This is a genomic window from Cupriavidus sp. LA-1 (genome assembly GCF_055385985.1).
In genome coordinates this window covers 2040443-2057747 of sequence record NZ_AP031387.1, presented here as the reverse complement: position 1 = coordinate 2057747, position 17305 = coordinate 2040443, and the positions used below count along the sequence as shown (strand labels likewise).

The 17305-nt window shown below is 65.4% G+C and carries 16 protein-coding genes; 15 read left to right on the top strand and 1 reads right to left on the bottom strand.

Going from position 1 to position 17305, the window contains the following annotated elements; all coding sequences use genetic code 11:
• The first annotated feature begins 9 nt into the window (after window positions 1-9).
• The 5 genes from ACZ5MJ_RS09715 to ACZ5MJ_RS09695 all read left to right on the top strand — a co-directional run bounded on the left by ACZ5MJ_RS09715 (window position 10) and on the right by ACZ5MJ_RS09695 (window position 5431).
• Window positions 10-588, top strand: coding sequence for a DUF2889 domain-containing protein (locus ACZ5MJ_RS09715; protein ID WP_464218981.1), 579 nt, complete (start codon window positions 10-12; stop codon window positions 586-588).
• A gap of 57 nt (window positions 589-645) precedes the next feature.
• Complete coding sequence (locus ACZ5MJ_RS09710; RefSeq protein WP_464218980.1) at window positions 646-1803, top strand: CaiB/BaiF CoA transferase family protein; 1158 nt, start codon at window positions 646-648, stop codon at window positions 1801-1803.
• 190 nt (window positions 1804-1993) lie between these two features.
• Window positions 1994-3295: an MFS transporter gene (locus tag ACZ5MJ_RS09705; protein ID WP_464218979.1), complete on the top strand. Its 1302-nt coding sequence runs from the start codon at window positions 1994-1996 to the stop codon at window positions 3293-3295.
• A gap of 171 nt (window positions 3296-3466) precedes the next feature.
• Window positions 3467-4429, top strand: coding sequence for a Bug family tripartite tricarboxylate transporter substrate binding protein (locus ACZ5MJ_RS09700; protein WP_464218978.1), 963 nt, complete (start codon window positions 3467-3469; stop codon window positions 4427-4429).
• A gap of 42 nt (window positions 4430-4471) precedes the next feature.
• Entirely contained in the window at window positions 4472-5431 is a 960-nt protein-coding gene (locus tag ACZ5MJ_RS09695) for a Bug family tripartite tricarboxylate transporter substrate binding protein (RefSeq protein WP_464218977.1), read from the top strand.
• Window positions 5432-5579: 148 nt separating this feature from the next.
• Here the strand turns inward: ACZ5MJ_RS09695 and ACZ5MJ_RS09690 are convergent, their stop codons facing one another.
• Entirely contained in the window at window positions 5580-6152 is a 573-nt protein-coding gene (locus tag ACZ5MJ_RS09690) for a nuclear transport factor 2 family protein (protein ID WP_464218976.1), read from the bottom strand.
• 420 nt (window positions 6153-6572) lie between these two features.
• On the opposite strand from ACZ5MJ_RS09690, the gene ACZ5MJ_RS09685 reads away from it, so the two are divergent.
• The 10 genes from ACZ5MJ_RS09685 to ACZ5MJ_RS09640 all read left to right on the top strand — a co-directional run bounded on the left by ACZ5MJ_RS09685 (window position 6573) and on the right by ACZ5MJ_RS09640 (window position 17216).
• Window positions 6573-7511, top strand: a complete 939-nt coding sequence (locus ACZ5MJ_RS09685; RefSeq protein WP_464218975.1) for an alpha/beta hydrolase — start codon at window positions 6573-6575, stop codon at window positions 7509-7511.
• Between the two features lie 45 nt (window positions 7512-7556).
• Window positions 7557-9242 carry a flavin-containing monooxygenase gene (locus ACZ5MJ_RS09680; protein WP_464218973.1) on the top strand — a complete coding sequence of 562 codons (1686 nt, stop codon included), beginning with the start codon at window positions 7557-7559 and terminating at the stop codon, window positions 9240-9242.
• Entirely contained in the window at window positions 9239-10009 is a 771-nt protein-coding gene (locus tag ACZ5MJ_RS09675) for an SDR family NAD(P)-dependent oxidoreductase (protein ID WP_464218971.1), read from the top strand. The genes ACZ5MJ_RS09680 and ACZ5MJ_RS09675 overlap by 4 nt, the downstream gene beginning before the upstream one ends.
• A 41-nt stretch (window positions 10010-10050) precedes the next feature.
• Complete coding sequence (locus ACZ5MJ_RS09670) at window positions 10051-11265, top strand: ABC transporter substrate-binding protein (RefSeq protein WP_464218969.1); 1215 nt, start codon at window positions 10051-10053, stop codon at window positions 11263-11265.
• A gap of 154 nt (window positions 11266-11419) precedes the next feature.
• Window positions 11420-12337: an IclR family transcriptional regulator gene (locus ACZ5MJ_RS09665; RefSeq protein WP_464218967.1), complete on the top strand. Its 918-nt coding sequence runs from the start codon at window positions 11420-11422 to the stop codon at window positions 12335-12337.
• 22 nt (window positions 12338-12359) lie between these two features.
• Window positions 12360-13169, top strand: a complete 810-nt coding sequence (locus ACZ5MJ_RS09660; protein WP_464218965.1) for an IclR family transcriptional regulator — start codon at window positions 12360-12362, stop codon at window positions 13167-13169.
• Window positions 13170-13899: 730 nt separating this feature from the next.
• Window positions 13900-14781 (top strand): branched-chain amino acid ABC transporter permease, encoded by an 882-nt coding sequence (locus ACZ5MJ_RS09655; RefSeq protein WP_464218964.1) that lies wholly within the window; start codon window positions 13900-13902, stop codon window positions 14779-14781.
• A 2-nt stretch (window positions 14782-14783) separates the two neighbouring features.
• Complete coding sequence (locus ACZ5MJ_RS09650) at window positions 14784-15770, top strand: branched-chain amino acid ABC transporter permease (protein WP_464223617.1); 987 nt, start codon at window positions 14784-14786, stop codon at window positions 15768-15770.
• Complete coding sequence (locus ACZ5MJ_RS09645) at window positions 15767-16525, top strand: ABC transporter ATP-binding protein (protein ID WP_464223616.1); 759 nt, start codon at window positions 15767-15769, stop codon at window positions 16523-16525. Before ACZ5MJ_RS09650 ends, ACZ5MJ_RS09645 begins: the two co-directional genes overlap by 4 nt.
• Window positions 16509-17216, top strand: coding sequence for an ABC transporter ATP-binding protein (locus ACZ5MJ_RS09640; protein ID WP_464223615.1), 708 nt, complete (start codon window positions 16509-16511; stop codon window positions 17214-17216). The genes ACZ5MJ_RS09645 and ACZ5MJ_RS09640 overlap by 17 nt, the downstream gene beginning before the upstream one ends.
• Window positions 17217-17305: the final 89 nt, after the last annotated feature.

Sequence of the window (17305 nt, the reverse complement as noted above, 5' to 3'; positions counted from 1 at the left end):
AGAAATGGCATGACCACCGAAAGTCCCGGTGCGCTGGCGGCTAAAGTCACCCGTGAAGCGCTGCATGTGCGGCGCATCGAGTTCCAGGGTTTCCGGCGCAGCGACGGCCTGTTCGAAGTCGAGGGCCACCTGACGGACCAGAAGCCGCACGATTTCACGCCGCCGAGCGGCATGCGCGTGGTGCCGTCCAACGAGCTCATCCACGATATTGGGCTGCGAATCGTGTTTGACCTGGACATGGTGGTACATGCCGTCAGCACCTTCATCCGCGCGTATCCGTACCGGGAGTGCCCGGGAGGCGGCGAGTCGCTGCAGGCTCTGGTGGGGCTGCGCATCGGTGCCGGCTGGAGCGGCGAGGTGCGCAAGCGCCTGCCCGCGGGCGAGACTTGCGCCCATCTCCGGGAGATCCTGATTCCGCTGGCAACGGCGGCCATCCAGGCCGTCAATCCGCTGCGGGCACATCTGTTGCTCGACGCCACCGATGCCAACGGCAAGCCGCGCAAGATCGACAGCTGCTATGCCTACGGTGCTTCGCGCGAACTGGTCCGGCAGCACTGGCCGGCCTTCCACCGGCCTACAAAGGGTTAGCACTGAGCCCGGTGCCCGGGCGTGGCTCCGGGGCAGAGATATGGAGGAGAAGAGAACATGGCGCAAAAGCCAACAGGGCCCCTGGCGGGCATCAAGATCGTGGAACTGGGCGGCATCGGTCCGGGACCGTTCTGCTGCATGCTGCTGTCCGACCTCGGTGCCGACATCATCCGCATCGACCGTCCGTCCCCATCCGACGGTGGCGCACCGGTTGAGGCACGCTTCGACCTGCTCAACCGCGGCCGCCGCAGCGCGGCGCTGGACCTCAAGCACCCGGACGCGGTCGCGACCGTGCTGCGGCTGGTCAGCCAGGCCGACGCGGTGATCGAGGGCTTCCGGCCCGGCGTGGCGGAGCGGCTTGGGCTCGGCCCCGAGGATTGCCATAAGGTCAACCCCCGGCTGGTGTACGGCCGCATGACCGGCTGGGGCCAGGAGGGCCCGCTCGCCCGGGAGCCCGGGCACGACATCAACTACATCGCGCTGACGGGCGTGCTGCATTCAGTCGGCAAGGCCGGCGAGTCGCCCTCGATCCCGCTCAATCTCGCGGGCGACTTCGGCGGCGGGTCGCTGTACCTGGCGCTCGGGGTGGTTAGCGCCATCCTCGAGAGCCGTACTTCCGGCCGGGGCCAGGTGGTGGATGCGGCGATGGTGGATGGGTCGGCCTCGCTGATGACGCTGATCTACGGCCTGCGGGCAGCCGGATACTGGACTGACGAGCGCGGCACCAACCGGCTCGATTCCGGCGCGCCCTGGTACAACGTGTACGAGACCAGGGACGGCAAGTATGTCGGAATCGGGGCGAATGAAACGCGCTTCTACCGGAACGCCGTGAAGCTGCTCGGGCTGGATGCCGACAAGCTGCCCGGTCAGCATGACCGTACCGGCTGGCGGGAAATGCGCGAACAGTTTGCTGCCGCTTTCCGCACGCGCACGCGTGACGAGTGGGCGGCGCTCGCGGCTGGCGCCGAGACCTGCATCACGCCAATTCTGTCATTGGGCGAGGCGCCGCGCAGTAGACATCTGCAGGCGCGCAATACCTTTGTCGAAGTCGATGGCGTCACGCAGCCCGCACCCGCGCCGCGGTTCAGCCGCACGCCGGGAAGCATCCAGCGCCCGCCGGCACGGCCGGGACAGCACACCGACGAAGTGCTGGGTGACTGGGGGCTGTCCGGAAAGGAAATTGCGGCACTGCGCCAGGCGGGCGCGATACGTTGAATCGCTGCAGCGCAGCGGCCACGAGACGAGACCCCGTTGGATCGCTCTGAACGGCTGTGCCAGGCGAAGCCTGGACCGCACGCGCCGACGAGCAGGCGCATGTATACGACCCTCGGCGCTTCCTCCCGCCCGCTTTGCCGGACTGAATTCGATTCCCCATTGCACTGACATAACACTACGAGGAGATACCGTGCATCCATCGAAACTAGCAACGCGGAGCAGTCTGACGGTCGTCATACTATGCTTCCTGACACTCGTGGCCGACGGGTATGACCTGATCGTCTACGGCGCGACCATTCCTCGCCTGCTGGAGGAGCCCGGCTGGGGCCTCAGCCCTGCCGCGGCAGGCTTGATCGGTAGCTGGACGCTAATGGGCCTGATGGTGGGGCTGGGTACCGCGGGACCGATGACGGACCGCATCGGCCGGCGGAACCTGATCATGATCGGCGTGCTGTGGTTTTCCGTCGGCTCGGTCCTGTGCGCATTGGCGAATTCGCCGCTCTCGCTTGGAGCCGCCCGCTTCGTGACCGGAATCGGGCTCGGGGGCGTGGTCCCGTCTGCCGTAGCGCTGACGGTCGAGTATGCGCCCAGAGGCCGTCGCCAGATGTACAACGCACTGACGCTGACCGGCTATTCCGTCGGCGGCATCATCAGCGCGCTGGTGGCCATCGCACTGCTCCAGTCGCATGGATGGCGCGTGCTCTACGCCCTGGGCGGGCTCTACGTCCTGATTCTTCCGGCGATGTACTTTTACCTGCCCGAGTCGGTGAGCTTCCTGGTCGATCGCGGCCGCATGGACGAGGCACGCAAGCTTGCCGCCCGATACTCGCTCGATTTCGAGCAGATCGTGCGTGACCTGCAGGCGCAACGCCAGTCGCAGCATGGCGGGGCGGACGTGCGCGGGTACCGGCTGCTGATGTCCCCGAAGTTTCGCTCGTCGGCGCTCCTGTTTGCATTCGTGACTTTCTGCGTGCAGTTGATTGTGTATGGGTTGAATGCGTGGCTGCCTCAACTCATGCGCAAGGCGGGCTATCCTCTCGGCTCGTCCCTGCAGTTCCTGCTGGTCATGCAGCTCGGTGCCGTCGCGGGCATGTTGGGTGGTGCATGGCTTGCCGATCGCCTGGGCTCAAAGCGCGTGATCATCCCGTTCTTTGTGATCGGCGGGCTGTCCCTGATCGCGCTGAGCCAGAAGCTTGAGTTTGCCTGGCTCATGCTCGCGGTGTTCGGTGCCGGCGTCGGTTCCATCGGCACCAGCTCGCTGATCTACGGATACATTGCCACGCACTTTCCCGCTTCCTGCCGGGGCTCGGCCCTCGGTGCATGTCAGGCGCTCGGGCGGTTCGGCTCCATCCTCGGGCCCGCGATCGGCGGGTGGATACTCGGCGCGAATATGGCGATGCATTGGAACTTCTATGCCTTCCTGGTCCCGGCAGTCATTGCCGCCGTGATTGTCCCGCTGATTCCGAAGTCCGGCTTCGAGAGCGCGGCGTAATGGAAACATACCGGCCGCCGCCATTCGTCCTACAACGTCTTTATCGAACCGGTCCGGCACCGGCGCAATCTCACGGTGCGTACCGGGGTGCGAGTGACGCGCGTGTTGGCGGACTGACTCGAAGCCCTGACGCGAATCTGATTCTTATCACGAACCATTTACGGTGGTCACATGCATCAAATTTTTAGCTTGCTGCTGTCCGCGGCACTCGTTCTGAGTGGACTCGCCCCGGGGCTGGCCGCGGCGCAGTCTTTCAAGGCACCAATCAAGATCGTGGTCCCGCAGGCGCCGGGCGGCGGCACTGACATCGTTGCCAGGCTGCTGCTTCCCGGCCTGTCCAAAGAACTGGGGCAGACGGTGATCGTGGAGAACCGGCCCGGGGCAAGCGGGCAGGTCGGCACGCAGCTGGTCCGCAATGCGCCGCCAGACGGGAGCACCATCCTCTTCGCGGTCGATCATTCGCTGATCATCGTGCCCCTGACCGTGCCAGGTGTCCGCTATGACGTGACCAGGGACTTCGTGCCCCTCGGGCAGGCCGTGCGCACGTTCTGGACCCTGATCATCCCGCCCAACGCCGCTTACAGCGACTTCAAGGGCTACCTGGCTGCCGTCAAGCGGGACCCCATGCTCAGATCCTACGGCGTGCCGCTGGCGGGCGGGGCGTCCAACGTCATCGGCAATGCCATCGGCAAGCATGCAGGGGTCGAGCTGGTCCAGGTGCCATACCAGGGTTCGGCGCCGGTCTTGCAGAACATCCTGGCTGGCCAGGTGCCCGCCGGCCTGACCGGCATGCCCGAGGCCATGGCCGCGCATCGGTCCGGCAAGGCAAAGGTGATCGCTGTCTCGGGCATGGAGCGTACGCCCTTGTTGCCTGACGTTCCGACCTTCAAGGAACTCGGCATCGATGGCCTTGGCTTCCATACCTTCCTGGGGTTCTTCGCGCCCACGGGATTCTCGCCCGCCCTTGCCCAGGCATTCAACGCAGCGCTGCGCAAGGCGCTTGCCGATCCGGCGGTGCAGGAAAAGATCCGCCAGATGGCACTGCAGCCCGCGCCGACCACGCTCGAGCAAGCCAATCGCGAAGTTGGCGAGATGGCGGCGTTCTGGAAGGCCGCCATAGGCACCAGGCAATAACAACAAGCCACTGTCGACCATAAGCTGACGAGGAGACTACCCATGCTTACCCGCCGCACCTTGCTGTTCGCGCTTCCCGCACTTGGCTCGCTATGGGCGACGCGAGCCGCGGCCCAATCTTATCCGGTGCGGCCTATCCGCTTTGTCGTCCCGGTCGCCCCGGGCGCCGCCACGGATCTTGTGGCACGCCAGGTGTCGGTCTTGCTCAACAGGCTGTGGAACTGCTCGGCGGTGGTGGAAAACCGGCCTGGCGCGGGCGGTGTGGTCGGCACGGACGTCGTCGCGAAGTCGCCTCCCGACGGGTACACTTTGCTGTTTACGTTCTCCAGCCACTTCACGAATCCATGGGTGGAGAGGACGCCTTATAACGCGATCACCGACTTTGAACCCGTTGCGCGGCTGGCCAGTACCGCGCTGGTCATGGTGACCGCGACCGACTCGCCGTTCAAGACGGTACGCGATGTCGTCGCGGCGGCCAGGAAGCAGCCCGGCTCTGTGACCTATGCCTCGGCCGGGGACGGCACGCCGTCGCATATGTGCGGTGCGCTGCTGAACACGGCGGCCGGCATTCAGCTGAACCACGTTCCCTACAAGAACGGGTCGCTGGCGATGATCGAAACCGCCAACGGGCAGGTGCAGCTTGCATTCTCCGGCCCTGCAGCGCTGCCGCTGATGAAGGCCGGCAAACTGCGCGTGCTGGCGGTTACCAGCGCCCAGCGCTCCGCCGTGATGGCAGATGCGCCGACGATGAACAAGGCTGCCGGCATCGACGGCTACGACATCGTTTCGCCGGTGTGGGCCTTCGCGCCAAAAAGGACGCCCGCCGCCATCGTAGGCAAGCTGTCGGAAGCGTTTGGGATCATCGCCGCCTCGTCGGAGTTCAAAGCATTCTGCGCGGCACAATCGCTGGATCCGGACTTCCAGTCTGCCGCCGCTGTCCAGGCGGAGCTAGCCGCCGAAGCGGAAAAGTGGCGCCGGCTGGTACAACTGACGCGCGGGTGAGCACAACGGCGGCGCCGGGCTATGACGCTTTACCCCCGGCGCCGCACCTGCTGACAAGGCCAGCGCCGGTTCCTGGCTCGACAACTGGCGGTCCAACTGGGCCTCATGTGCTTGCGGACCCATGTGGTTGCTGACGGCGTGAGCGCGGTCACTTACCACCAAATATCTCCTCGCGCATGACGTAGACCTGGTCGTCACGCGAGCGCACGGCCCATCGATGATCCGGATTCGGCCGCGGGCCGTCCGCCGGCTTGCTGTCGATCGCCTCGAACACCGTCACGCGCTTTGCGATGCGCCATGCGCCATCGCGGCGCTCGACACGGTCCACATAGCGGCCGCGCACCGCCACGTCCTGGCCATGTGCGCCGGTTTCGGCGCTCCCGCGCAGCATGGCGTTTTCAGTGCTGGCGTGCGGCCCGAGCCGCAGGTAGGCGCAAAAGTACGTCTCCACCAGCGCGTTGTCGTGGTCCGCGAACTCGACCAGGCAATTGCCGAGGAAATGCATGGATTCATCGACCGTCTCATGACGGCGGCTCACCCATTCAATGAAGCCGTCGACATGCCCTGCGTACCCGCCGTGATCGTCGGTGGCATCGGGATGATAGATCTCGCGAAGAGCATCCCACTGGCGTCGGTCGACATGGCGCGCATATCGGGCCATCAGATCCTGAATCGCGATCTGGTCGGCCAGGCGCTGCAGGGTGGCGGAACTGTCGGTCATGGCATCACTTCCCGGGTCTCAATGCAGGGCAATGGCGGCCAGGTACGGCTTTCACAGGCCCTGGTTCCTTTTGATCGTGGCGTGCACCCGGCAACGCGTCAACAAGCCGCCGATGGCCCTTCCGTACAGTGGAACGGTGTCGCGGTGACGGCACCAGCAGCTCCTGCAACCGCACTTCTCCCCTCATGTTCCCTGAGCCGCCCCATTTCTGCCAGACGCGCGGCAGACGGATAGCAGCGCTTTCCAGAGTACGGAAACGCCGTGGGGTACCCATTGTCGTGGCGCGGGCGCGAGCCGTTTAATGGTTTTCAAGAACAAGGCCACACAGGAGACAAGCGATATGTCCCAGGACTATCTGTCGGGCGTCCACGCGGCGCCGTTCAAGGCACCAAGCGCCTGGCGCCGCCGGAGGACGCAGCCATGACCGTGGATGCCGAAACCCTGGCGTTCATGGCGAAGTTGGCGAGTGCCGCGGGCAAGCCGCGTCATTTGATGACACCGCAGGAAGCGCGTGAGGCATTTTCCCGTCTGACGACCATCCTTGCCAAAGGGCCAGAAGTGCGCGAGGCGCGCGACCTCGCCATCCCGGTCACGGGCGGCGCGCTGCCGTGCCGCCTCTATGTGCCGGATGTACAGCCGTCGGCACTGCTGGTCTATTACCACGGTGGCGGCTGGGTCGTGGGCAGCGTCAACGAGTTCGACCCGCTGTGCCGCGAGCTGGCCGTGGGCGCGTCGATCGCGGTGGCGCTGGTCGAGTACCGCAAGGCGCCCGAGCACCAGTTTCCGGGGCCGGTCCAGGACGCGTGGGAAGCCGCGCAATGGCTGGCAGCGCGGCGCGTGGAACTGCTTGGCGCCGATCTGCCCTTGCTGGTCGGCGGCGACAGCGCCGGTGCTAACCTCGCCATCGCAACCACACTCCGCGCGCGAGGCGAGTCGGGTCCAGCCTTCGCCGGCCAGTTGCTGGTGTACCCGGTCACTGACTGCCGCTTCGACCGAGCCTCGTATGTCGACCCGGACAACCAGCTCCTGACTAACCGCGAAGCGATGCGGTGGTACTGGTCGCAGTACGCGCCGGACGAAGCGTCGCGACATTCCAGTCTCGCGTCGCCATGTCGGGAGCCCGATCTCTCTGGGTTGCCGGAAGCCGTCGTGGTCACCGCCGAGCATGACGTGCTGCGCGACGAGGGCGAGGAGTATGCCCGCAGGCTGCAGCAGGCCGGCGTGCCGGTGCATCACCAGCGCGCCCTGGGCCAGATGCATGGTTTCCTGATGATGCTCGGCATCCTGCCTGGCAGCCGCGACGGCTTGCGCTATGTGTGCGAGCGCGTGCGAGCCATGGCTGGCGCGGCGCAGGCCTGACGCCATTCCTTCCATCCCTTTTCTGCTTTCAAGGAGACAGTCCTCATGGACGATACAAAGATTCTCGACGCGGTGATCGTTGGCGCCGGCTTTGCCGGGTTGTATGCCATCAAACGCCTGCGTGACGCCGGCTTTTCCGTCCAGGCGTTCGAGGCTGGCGACGGCATCGGTGGCACCTGGTACTGGAACCGCTATCCCGGCGCGCGCGTCGACCTGGAGTGCTGGGACTATTCGTACTCGTTCTCGCCCGAACTGCAGGACGACTGGGACTGGCCGGAGCGCTATCCGACGTCGGCCGAGCTGATGCGCTACCTCAACCACGTTGCCGACCGCTTCCAGCTGCGCGAGTCAATCCAGTTCAATACCAAGGTAACGTCGGCAGCGTTCGACGAGCAGGAAAACCTGTGGAACGTCACCACTTCGGACGGCAAGACGGTGAAGGCCCGCTACTTCGTCCCGGCGACCGGCGTGCTGTCGGTGCCGAAGCCGCCAGAGATCCCGGGCATCGAGACCTTCAAGGGCGAGAGCTACCATACCGGGCGCTGGCCACACCACGAGGTCGATTTCAGCAACAAGCGTGTTGGCGTGATCGGGACCGGTTCCTCCGGCATCCAGGTGATCCAGGCGCTGGCTGGCAAGTGCAAGCACCTGACGGTGTTCCAGCGCACGGCCGTGTTCGTCGTGCCGGCCAAGAACCACCCGCTGACGCCCGAGATGCGCGCCCGGGTGCGCGCCACCTATGGCGAGCGCCGCGCGATCAGTCGGCTCACGCGCTTCGGCATTGCGGTGCCCATGGCGTATGAGTCAGCCCTGGAGGCGACCGAGCAGGAGCGCATGAGAAAGTATGAGAACGCCTGGGAGAACAGCCAGTTGCTGGGCTTCCGCATGTGCTACGGTGACATCCTCTCGAATGAGGCCGCAAATGAGACTGTGTCCGACTTTATCCGCGGCAAGATCCGCGAGATCGTCAAGAAGCCGGACGTGGCCGAGAAGCTGCTGCCCCGTGGTTTCCCCTTCGGTACCAAGCGCCCGTGCCTGGGAGACACTTACTACAGCACTTACAACCGCGATGACGTGACGCTGGTGGACCTGCGCAGCACGCCGATCGAACGCGTCGTTCCCGAAGGCGTTGTCACAAGCGAAGGCCTGCAGGAACTGGACGTGCTGATCTACGCCACTGGCTACGACGCACTGACCGGCGCGCTGACACAGATTGAAGTGCGCGGCCTCAACGGCAGGAAGCTGACCGACAAGTGGGTCGATGGCGCCAAGACATACCTCGGCCTGATGACCGCCGGCTTCCCCAATCTGTTCACGGTCACCGGCCCTGGCAGCCCGGGCCCCCTCGCGAACATGTCGATGAGCATCGAGCAACACGTTGACTGGATAACCCGCTGCATGGAATACCTGCGCGAGCATAAGGTCAATCGCATCGACGCTGACAGGACGTCAGAGGAAGCGTGGATGCAGCACGTACAGGAGATCGTGGGGCGCACGCTGTACCTGAAGGCCAACTCCTGGTATCTGGGCGCTAACGTGCCTGGCAAGCCGCAGGTGTTCCTGCCGTACCTGGGCGGCCATAGCACCTACCGCAAGAAGTGCGACGACGTGGCAGCGTCTGGGTACGAGGGCTTCGTCCTGACGCGCAACGCCGCGAATGAACCCCTCAATGCATCCAATGCAGAAGCGAATCATGCTGCCGCGGCAGGCATTCTGGGAGGTGCCGTATGAGCGAAGTGAAGGGACGCCTGGCGGGCAAGGTTGCGTATATCACGGGTGCCGGCGCGGGCATCGGCCGTGCCGCGGCCGAGTTGTTTGCCGGTGAGGGCGCGACGGTCATCGTCGCTGAGTTCAACGAGGCGGCGGGCCGGGCGACCGCCGACGCTATCGTCGAGGCACGAGGCAATGCACTTTTCGTCCGCACCGATGTCACGAGCGAGGAGAGCGTGCGGGAGTCGGTCGCAGCGGCCGTCCGCTTCGCGGGGCGCATCGATGTGCTCTACAACAACGCCGGCGGTTCCAGCGCTGCCGATGCGCGCGTGACGGATTGCCCGGTCGACGAGTTCTGGCGCGCCGTGAAGCTGGACCTGTTCGGCACGTGGGTCACCTGCAAATACGGCATCGCGGCCATGCTGGAAGCGGGTGGCGGCTCAGTGATCAACAGCAGTTCCGTCTTCGCGCTGGTCGGCACGCGTAGCAAGGACGCATACACGGCCGCCAAGGGCGGCGTGTCGGCCATCACGCGCTCGATGGCGGTGGAGTACGCCCCGTACGGCATCCGCGTCAATGCGCTTGCCCCTGCGGTGACGGTGACCGAGCGGGTCCAGGGCCTGATCGACAGGCAACCGGACGTGATCAACAAGACCAGCGAGCGGCAGTTGCTGGGACTGGTCAAGCCGGTGGAGGTTGCCTATACGGCGCTGTACCTGGCCTCCGACGAATCCAGGACGACCACCGGCCAGATCTTCCCGATCGACGGCGGATTCTCGATTTGCTGAACGACCAGAACCAACCATAAGCAGATACTGGAGGAGACACCATGAAATCAATCGTTGCCGCCGCCATGCTCGTCCTGGCCGTCTCGGCGGTCCGGGCGCAGGCACCGCGGCCGGTCAGGATTGCTGCGGCCGTCGACCTCAGCGGCGCTGCCGCCGACGTGGGCAAGGACGCCCTCGCCGGCGCGCAGTATGCCGTTGAGCAGATCAACAAAAAGGGCGGCGTGCAGGGACGCCCGGTAGTGCTTGAGTACCGGGACAGCGCCAGCAACGCGCAGAAAGGCATCAGCCAGGCGACTGCGCTGCTGCAGGAGGGCGCGGTGATGCTGCTGTCGCCGCAGTCCTCCGCCAGTGCCCTGGCGGTGAGCAAGGCAGTGGCGGCGAAGATGAAGGTGCCGACCTGCGTCGGCGTCTCCATTGCCGACGACCTGACGATGAAGGACTTCAATCCCTACGTCTATTCGGTCACGCCCACTTCCTATATGGAGGGCCGCGCCCAGGCGGCGCGCTTCGCCAAGCTGCCCTACAGGCGCTATGCGCTGCTGAGTGCCGACTACGCCGGCGGGCGCGCCGGGGTGAACCGTTTCAAGGAGTTTCTGAAGGAGCTCAATCCACAGGTCGAGTTCGTGGTCGAGGAGTACCCGAAGTTCGGCGCGACCGACTATACCGCCTCGATCAACAAGATCCTGGCGGCCAAACCGGACTACGTCTTCTCGATCCTGTTCGGCGCCGACCTGCTCACGTTTTCGCGGCAGGCCGGCTCGCTGGGCTTTTTCAAGCAGATCAACAACCGGTTCATCTCGCTCTACGACTTCAACACGCTGAAGGCGATGGGCGGCAGCGCGCCGGTGGGAACGGAGGGCTGGCAGCGCGCGCCGGCGAACCACTTCAGCAAGCAAGGCGGTGCGGAGGCGAAGGCGTTCGTCGACGACTACAAGGCCAAGACCGGCACCTACCCGTCTGACTGGACCGTCATGACGCACGACTGCGTCACGGCTTGGGCGCAGGCGGCCAATACGGCCAGGTCGCTCGAACCCGCCGCGGTCATGCAGGCCATCGAAAAAGGCGAGTTCAGTTCTCCGCGCGGCAAATATCGTTTCGCCAAATTTGACCACCAGGCCGACGTACCGGTGTACTTCGGTAAGGTGAATCAGAGCACGGAGTTTAGCCAGCCGGTATTGGCTATCGAGGAGACGATCCCGGGATCGGCATCGCGGCCCGCCGAGGAAGTCGTGATGAAGAGCCGGCGCGCTCAGTGAGGCGCGCGTAATCGGGACCGGCGGCCGCGCGGTCCTCCGCGCAAGTGCTGCCGAGGACTCCCCGGGGGGTAACCCTCATGGCATCCAGGCGTTCCAGCCGTCAGAATCTGTCTAGTATGGTTCATGGACAGTGTAGTCGACCGGATCAGCCTGGGTGCGTGCCGCACCACTAACATGGAGACTGGCGGGCTACTTCTCGGGTGCGGAGACCGCCATGTTGCAGCCGTTTGGGGTGAGGCCGCGGGGCCGACACCGGGAGCTCAAGACTGACAAAGGCGGGCCGCGCCCGGCCCTGCACGAAAGGGCCGAAAGCGATGTGATGGTCACCCCGCTGGCGCGTGGCCTGGCCGTGCTGTCCGCCTTTGGCGATGAGCAAGCCTGGCTGGGCAACAAGGAGATTGCGCTGGAAACCGGCTTGCCGGCGGCGACGGTGTCGCGCCTGCTGCAGTCCCTGGTGGCGCTCGGCTTTCTGCGCCACGACGAACTCCGCCGCAAGTATCGGCTCGCCGCTGCCGCGCTGTCGCTCGGGTATGCCGCGATCGCCGAAAGCGAAGTCCTGCGCCTGGCCGGCGACGAAATGCAGAAATTCGCCGAAGCCAGCGATACCCACGTGATGCTTGGGACGCGCGACCGGGTCGATGTGATCGTGCTCGACAGCCGCGTCGGGAGCCGAACACTCTTGGCACTCGACCTGCGGCCCGGTACGCGGCTGAGCCTGGCATCCTCGATTGCCGGCGCGGCGCTGATGGCGGCGCTGCCTGAGGAAGAGCGCTGCTACCTGCAAAGGGTGCTCGAGCGCAAGGCCGGAAGCGAGTGGCCGTCACAGCGACGGCGGATCGCCGAGAAGATATCCCAGATACACGAGCTGGGCTTCTGCATGTCGCCTGGCGAGTGGGTGCCGGAAATCACCTCCATCGCCGTGCCGGTCTGCATCCCGGAACATCCGCCGTGGGTACTTGCCTGCATTGGCCGCACTTCGCGCATGACGCCTGTCCGGGTGGAGCGCGAGCTGGGGCCAAAGCTGGTCGCCACGGCGCAGGTATTGCAGGAGCGGCTGACCGCACAAGCGTAATTCTGGGCCTCCTTTAGTGGCAATGATGATGCACCGCCAGTCAGGAGCACCGAAGGCCGAATCCGCGGGCGTCACACTGACGCTGGAGCGCGGCCTCAAGGTGCTGCGCGCTTTCCGCGGCGAGCGCGCGCCGCTGACCAACGGTGAACTGGCGCGGCGCACCGGCCTGTCAAGGCCGACCGTCTCGCGCCTGACGACTACGCTGATACGTACCGGCTTTATCCGCCGTGTTGCGGGTGGGCCCGAGTTCGAGCTGGCCCCGGGCGGCCTTGGCATCGGCCACGCCTGGCTGCAAACCAATCCGGTCACGCGGCTTGCCCATCCCTTCATGCAGCAACTGGCCGACCGGCTCAATGTATCCGTTGCGCTGGCGGTGCCGGATCATCTGGACATGCTGTATATCGCGCATCGAACCAGTGCGCGGATTGGCACGCTGCGGCTCGGCGTCGGCTCGCTGCTGCCGATGGGCCGGACCGCCATCGGCCGGGCATGGCTATGGGCGTTGCCGGAAGCGGAGCAGCGCCGCTACACGACTTCGATCCTGAAAGCTGCCGGCGCGCAGGCCAGTGAAATGAAGCGGCGCATTGAGGCGGCCTTCGACGACCTGCGCGATACCGGCGTCTGCATTGCGGTTGGTGAATACCAGCACAACGCCTATGGCATCGCGTTGCCGATCCGGGTCGGGCGTGTGGGCGTCCTGATGGCGCTGAGCTGCGGCGCGGTCGAACTGGATGCGGATCCTGAAAAGATCCGGCATCGCATCACACCGGCACTCAAGGACGCTGCCCTGGAGCTGACGGCGCTGCTGCGCGACGTCGACTCCGAGCCCTAGACTCTTCAGTCCTGACGCCACAGCGATTGCGTGCCAGAACTCCGGCACCCGTGTCCGCGTTCTCCCATCTCGCAGCATCGCATCCCGCGAACGGCCTTTGCCCGACGAAGGTTAAGTGTTCCCTTAATTGGTGACACGGCGCCACCGAGGCTCGCGCCTCTTCCACTGTACGGAAGGCGAGCGGCCGACCCATTGCCCGGCGGATGCCGCGCTCCTAATCTGCGCTCACAAGAGACTCATAAGAATACGGAGACACGGAGACAGTTGGCCGGCATCGGCTCATGCCTGGATGCGCGCCGCTGAGGCACGCGATGGCTTCATGCCACGCGTGATGCCGCGGCGTTGCCAGATGCGCTAGCGAGCCGGCAAGCTGGGCTGCGCCTCGGGCGCGCCCCAACCGCACAAGTTGGATGCCGCCATCACAGCTACCTCCGCAGGCCTGCCGACAACATGCGCACCCTCGATGACTCGCCCCATGGCCAAAAGCCTGGGGCCATCGACGGGAAATGCCGCGACACCTCTCGCGACATCGTGCAAGTTGTCCGGCGTGACCGTGCGACGGCGGTCGCCGTGTACTCCCGGAAGATCGTTGCGTCCAAGGCAGAGGGAAACCGGGCCTTGACACCGACAAGGTCACCCTCGCGGTAGCGATTCGCCAGCCGCAGGCGACTGTGGCAGCGGCATGGCAAGCGTCAGCGCCGCGAATGCATTCCGGCAATGGAGGAAAGTGATGGACTGGCAGTTGTTCTGGGCCCAGGTGCTGGCGGGAATCGCCAACGGTGGGCTGTACTTCCTGGTTGCGTCGGGGCTCACGCTGTTGTGGGGCTCGCTCGGCGTCGTCAATCTCGCCCATGGCTCCTTCTTCATGCTGGCCGCGTTCGGCACCGCCGCATGCATCCGGCAGTGGGGGGCCGAAGCCGGCTTCGTGATCGCCTGTGTCGCCATTCCGCTCCTTGTGGCGGCCTTTGGGGCGGGGCTGGAGGTATCGCTGTTCCGGCGCGTGTATCGCTCGGGCATGTGGGGCCAGTTGCTGGTGTCGTTCGGGCTGCTGCTGGCACTCAACAACATCACGCGGCTGGTGTTCGGCTCGCAGCCCCTGTCGATGGCGCCGCCGCGCCAGCTTGCGGGCTTCATCGAACTGGGCAGCTTCAAGATGGCGAGCTACCAGGTCGCTGTCCTGGCGGTAACCGCGGCCGTGGCGTTGTACATGTGGATGCTGCTTGGACGCAGCCGGACGGGACGCCTGATCCGCGCCGCCGTGGATGACCCGCAGATGCTGGAAGCGGTCGGTGTGGACGTGCGGCACCTGCGCACCAGCGTGATGGCGATCGCCGCGCTGCTGGCGGGGATCGCTGGTGCCATCGCCGTACCGCGTGGCGCGATCAACACCGGACTCGATGTGCAGATCGTGCTGATTGCCTTCGCCGTGGTGGTAGTGGGTGGGCTCGGCTCAGTGTGGGGCGGGCTTGCCGCCGCCATGCTGATCGGCGTGGCCGAGACGGTATCCACGCTGTTCATCGACCAGGGCGGGGAAGTCATCATCTTTGCCGTCATGGTGCTGGTGCTGCTGTTCAAGCCGACGGGTTTCCGCACGATCGCCGGGAGGGAATAGCGATGCAGTATTTCGACAGGAAAAGGGTAGGCTCGCTGCTCGCGGTGGGCGTGGTGTTCGGCATGCTTCCATTCGTGATATCGGCGTCGATGTTGCCTGAGTTGACACGCCTGGTGGTGCTGGCTGGGGTGGCCATGACGCTGAACCTGCTGGTGGGCGCGACGGGCCTGATCTCAATGGGGCAGGGTCTCTTCTACGGACTCGGTGCCTACGCCGTTGCCATCGGCACAATCAAGCTGGGGATACCGTACTGGCGTGCTGCGCTCGCCGGCCTCGTGCTGGCCGTGCCGCTCTCGGCGCTGGTCGCCTTCATTTCGCTGCGTGCCCGCCATCTGTTCTTCGGCCTGTTGACGCTGGCCATCGGGCAGGTTGCATTCGTCCTCGTGGCCCGCAGCTACAGCCTGACCGGCGGCGACGACGGGCTGGTCGGGGTCGCCGTCCCCGCATGGCTGGAGTCCGAGCTCGCGCGCCATTTCCTCGCCGTGGGCATGCTGATGGCGGTGGGGCTGTCCCTGCTGCGGCTGCTGGCATCGCCGTTCGGGACGATGCTGGGCGCCGTGCGCGACAACGCAGACCGGATTGCCTCGCTCGGGGGCAATCCCAAGTTGTATGAGATCACAGCGATGGTCATCGCGGGAACGCTGGGCACGATCTTCGGCATCTTGTCGGCGACCATCGAAGGCAACGTCGATCCAAACATGTTCTCGTGGAGCATGAGCGCGATGCTGCTGATGATGGTGGCGCTGGGTGGCCGCTCGCTCTTCCTCGGCCCGATCCTCGGTACGGTGGTGCTGGAGCTGTCACGTGCCTACACGCAGATTTACTCCGCGAATGCGGACCTCGTCGTCGGTGTGCTCGTGATCGGCTGCGCGGTGCTGTTCCCGGAGGGCATCGCCCCGCCCATCCAGGGCTTCCTCGGCAAGCTGGCGGCGAAGTGCGGCCTTGGCGATGCCCGTCCTGTCACTTTGCCAGAGGAGGGTCGCGAATGACTGCAAGCCTGCAACCGGTGCTGAGCGCATCGAACATCTCCAAATCCTTCGGCGGCTTCACCGCGGTGAGCGGCGTCTCGCTGGACGTTTTCGACGGGGAGGCGGTCGCTATCATCGGCCCCAATGGCGCCGGCAAGAGCACCTTCTTTGACTTGCTCACGGGCCGCAAGATACCCGATGGCGGCGAAGTCCGCCTGTTCGGCGAACCGGTGACGCAACTGCCGCCGTGGCAGCGCGTAAAGCGCGGGCTGGGCCGGTCCTTCCAGGTCAGCAGCGTGTTCCGCAATTCGACTGTGCTGGAGAACGTCCAGATCGGCCTGATGCTGGCGCGGGGGCGGTCATGGAACATGTTCGGCCGGGCCTCGGCCATGCTCAGGCGCGAGGCCGAAGAAGCGCTGGTGAAAGTCGGCCTGCATGCCAGGCGCAACGTGCTGGCGGGCGACTTGTCATACGGCGACCAGCGCACGCTGGAGCTCGCGGTGGCGCTGTCAACGAAGCCTCGCCTGCTGCTGCTCGACGAGCCGACCGCCGGCATGGGCCGGGAGGAATCGCGCACGTGCCTGGCGCTGATCCGAGGGATTGCCGCCAGCGAGCGCATTCCTATCGTGTTCGTCGAGCACGACATGGAGGTGGTGTTCTCGTTTGCCAGCCGCGTGGTCGTGCTGGCGGCGGGCAAGGTACTGATCGACGCCGAGCCACGGGCGGTGCGCTCGGACTCTCGCGTGAAGGAGGCATATTTTGGCGAAGACATCTGAAGAAGTGCTGCGCGTGAGCAGGATGGATGCGGGCTATGGCCATGTCAGGGTGATCCGCAATGCCAACGTTTCCGTGCATGCCGGGGAAGTGGTGGGACTGGTGGGGCGCAATGGGGCCGGCAAGACCACCTTTATCAATGCAGTCTCGGGCCTGGTCTCGGCGAGCGGCGGGGAAATCCTGGTGAGCGGCCGGGATGTGACGGGCCTGGCCGCGCACAAGCGTGTTGCTTCGGGCCTTGCGATCGTGCCGACTGGCGGCCGGCTGTTCCGTTCGCTGACGGTCGAGGAGAACCTGACCATTGGCGCGAAGCACGCCACGGCGGCGCAAGTCGAGTCCGTGTACGCACTGTTTCCGGAAATGCGGGCTTTCCGCGCGCGTTACGCGGGCAAGCTGTCCGGTGGCGAGCGGCAGATGGTTGCCATCAGCCGTGCGCTGCTGCTTCAGCCCCGCCTGCTGCTGCTTGACGAGCCCAGCGAAGGCCTGGCGCCCATCGTGGTGCTGCGGCTCGCCGACGCGATCAAATCGCTGTGTTCCAGCGGCATGGGCATCCTGTTGGCCGAGCAGAACATCAAGTTCACCGACCTGATCTGCGACCGCTGGTACGCGATCGAAAAAGGGGATATCGCACCGGTGGATCCCGCGCTGGCCCAGGGCGGGGGCCGGATCACCCGTGTGGCAGCAGCGCACTGAAGGCGGGACAGGCTTACCCGTGAACGGATGCTTGCCTCACGCCGCAGGCATGTGCACGCGAACGCAGCGAGCTACTGCATCGATACCTG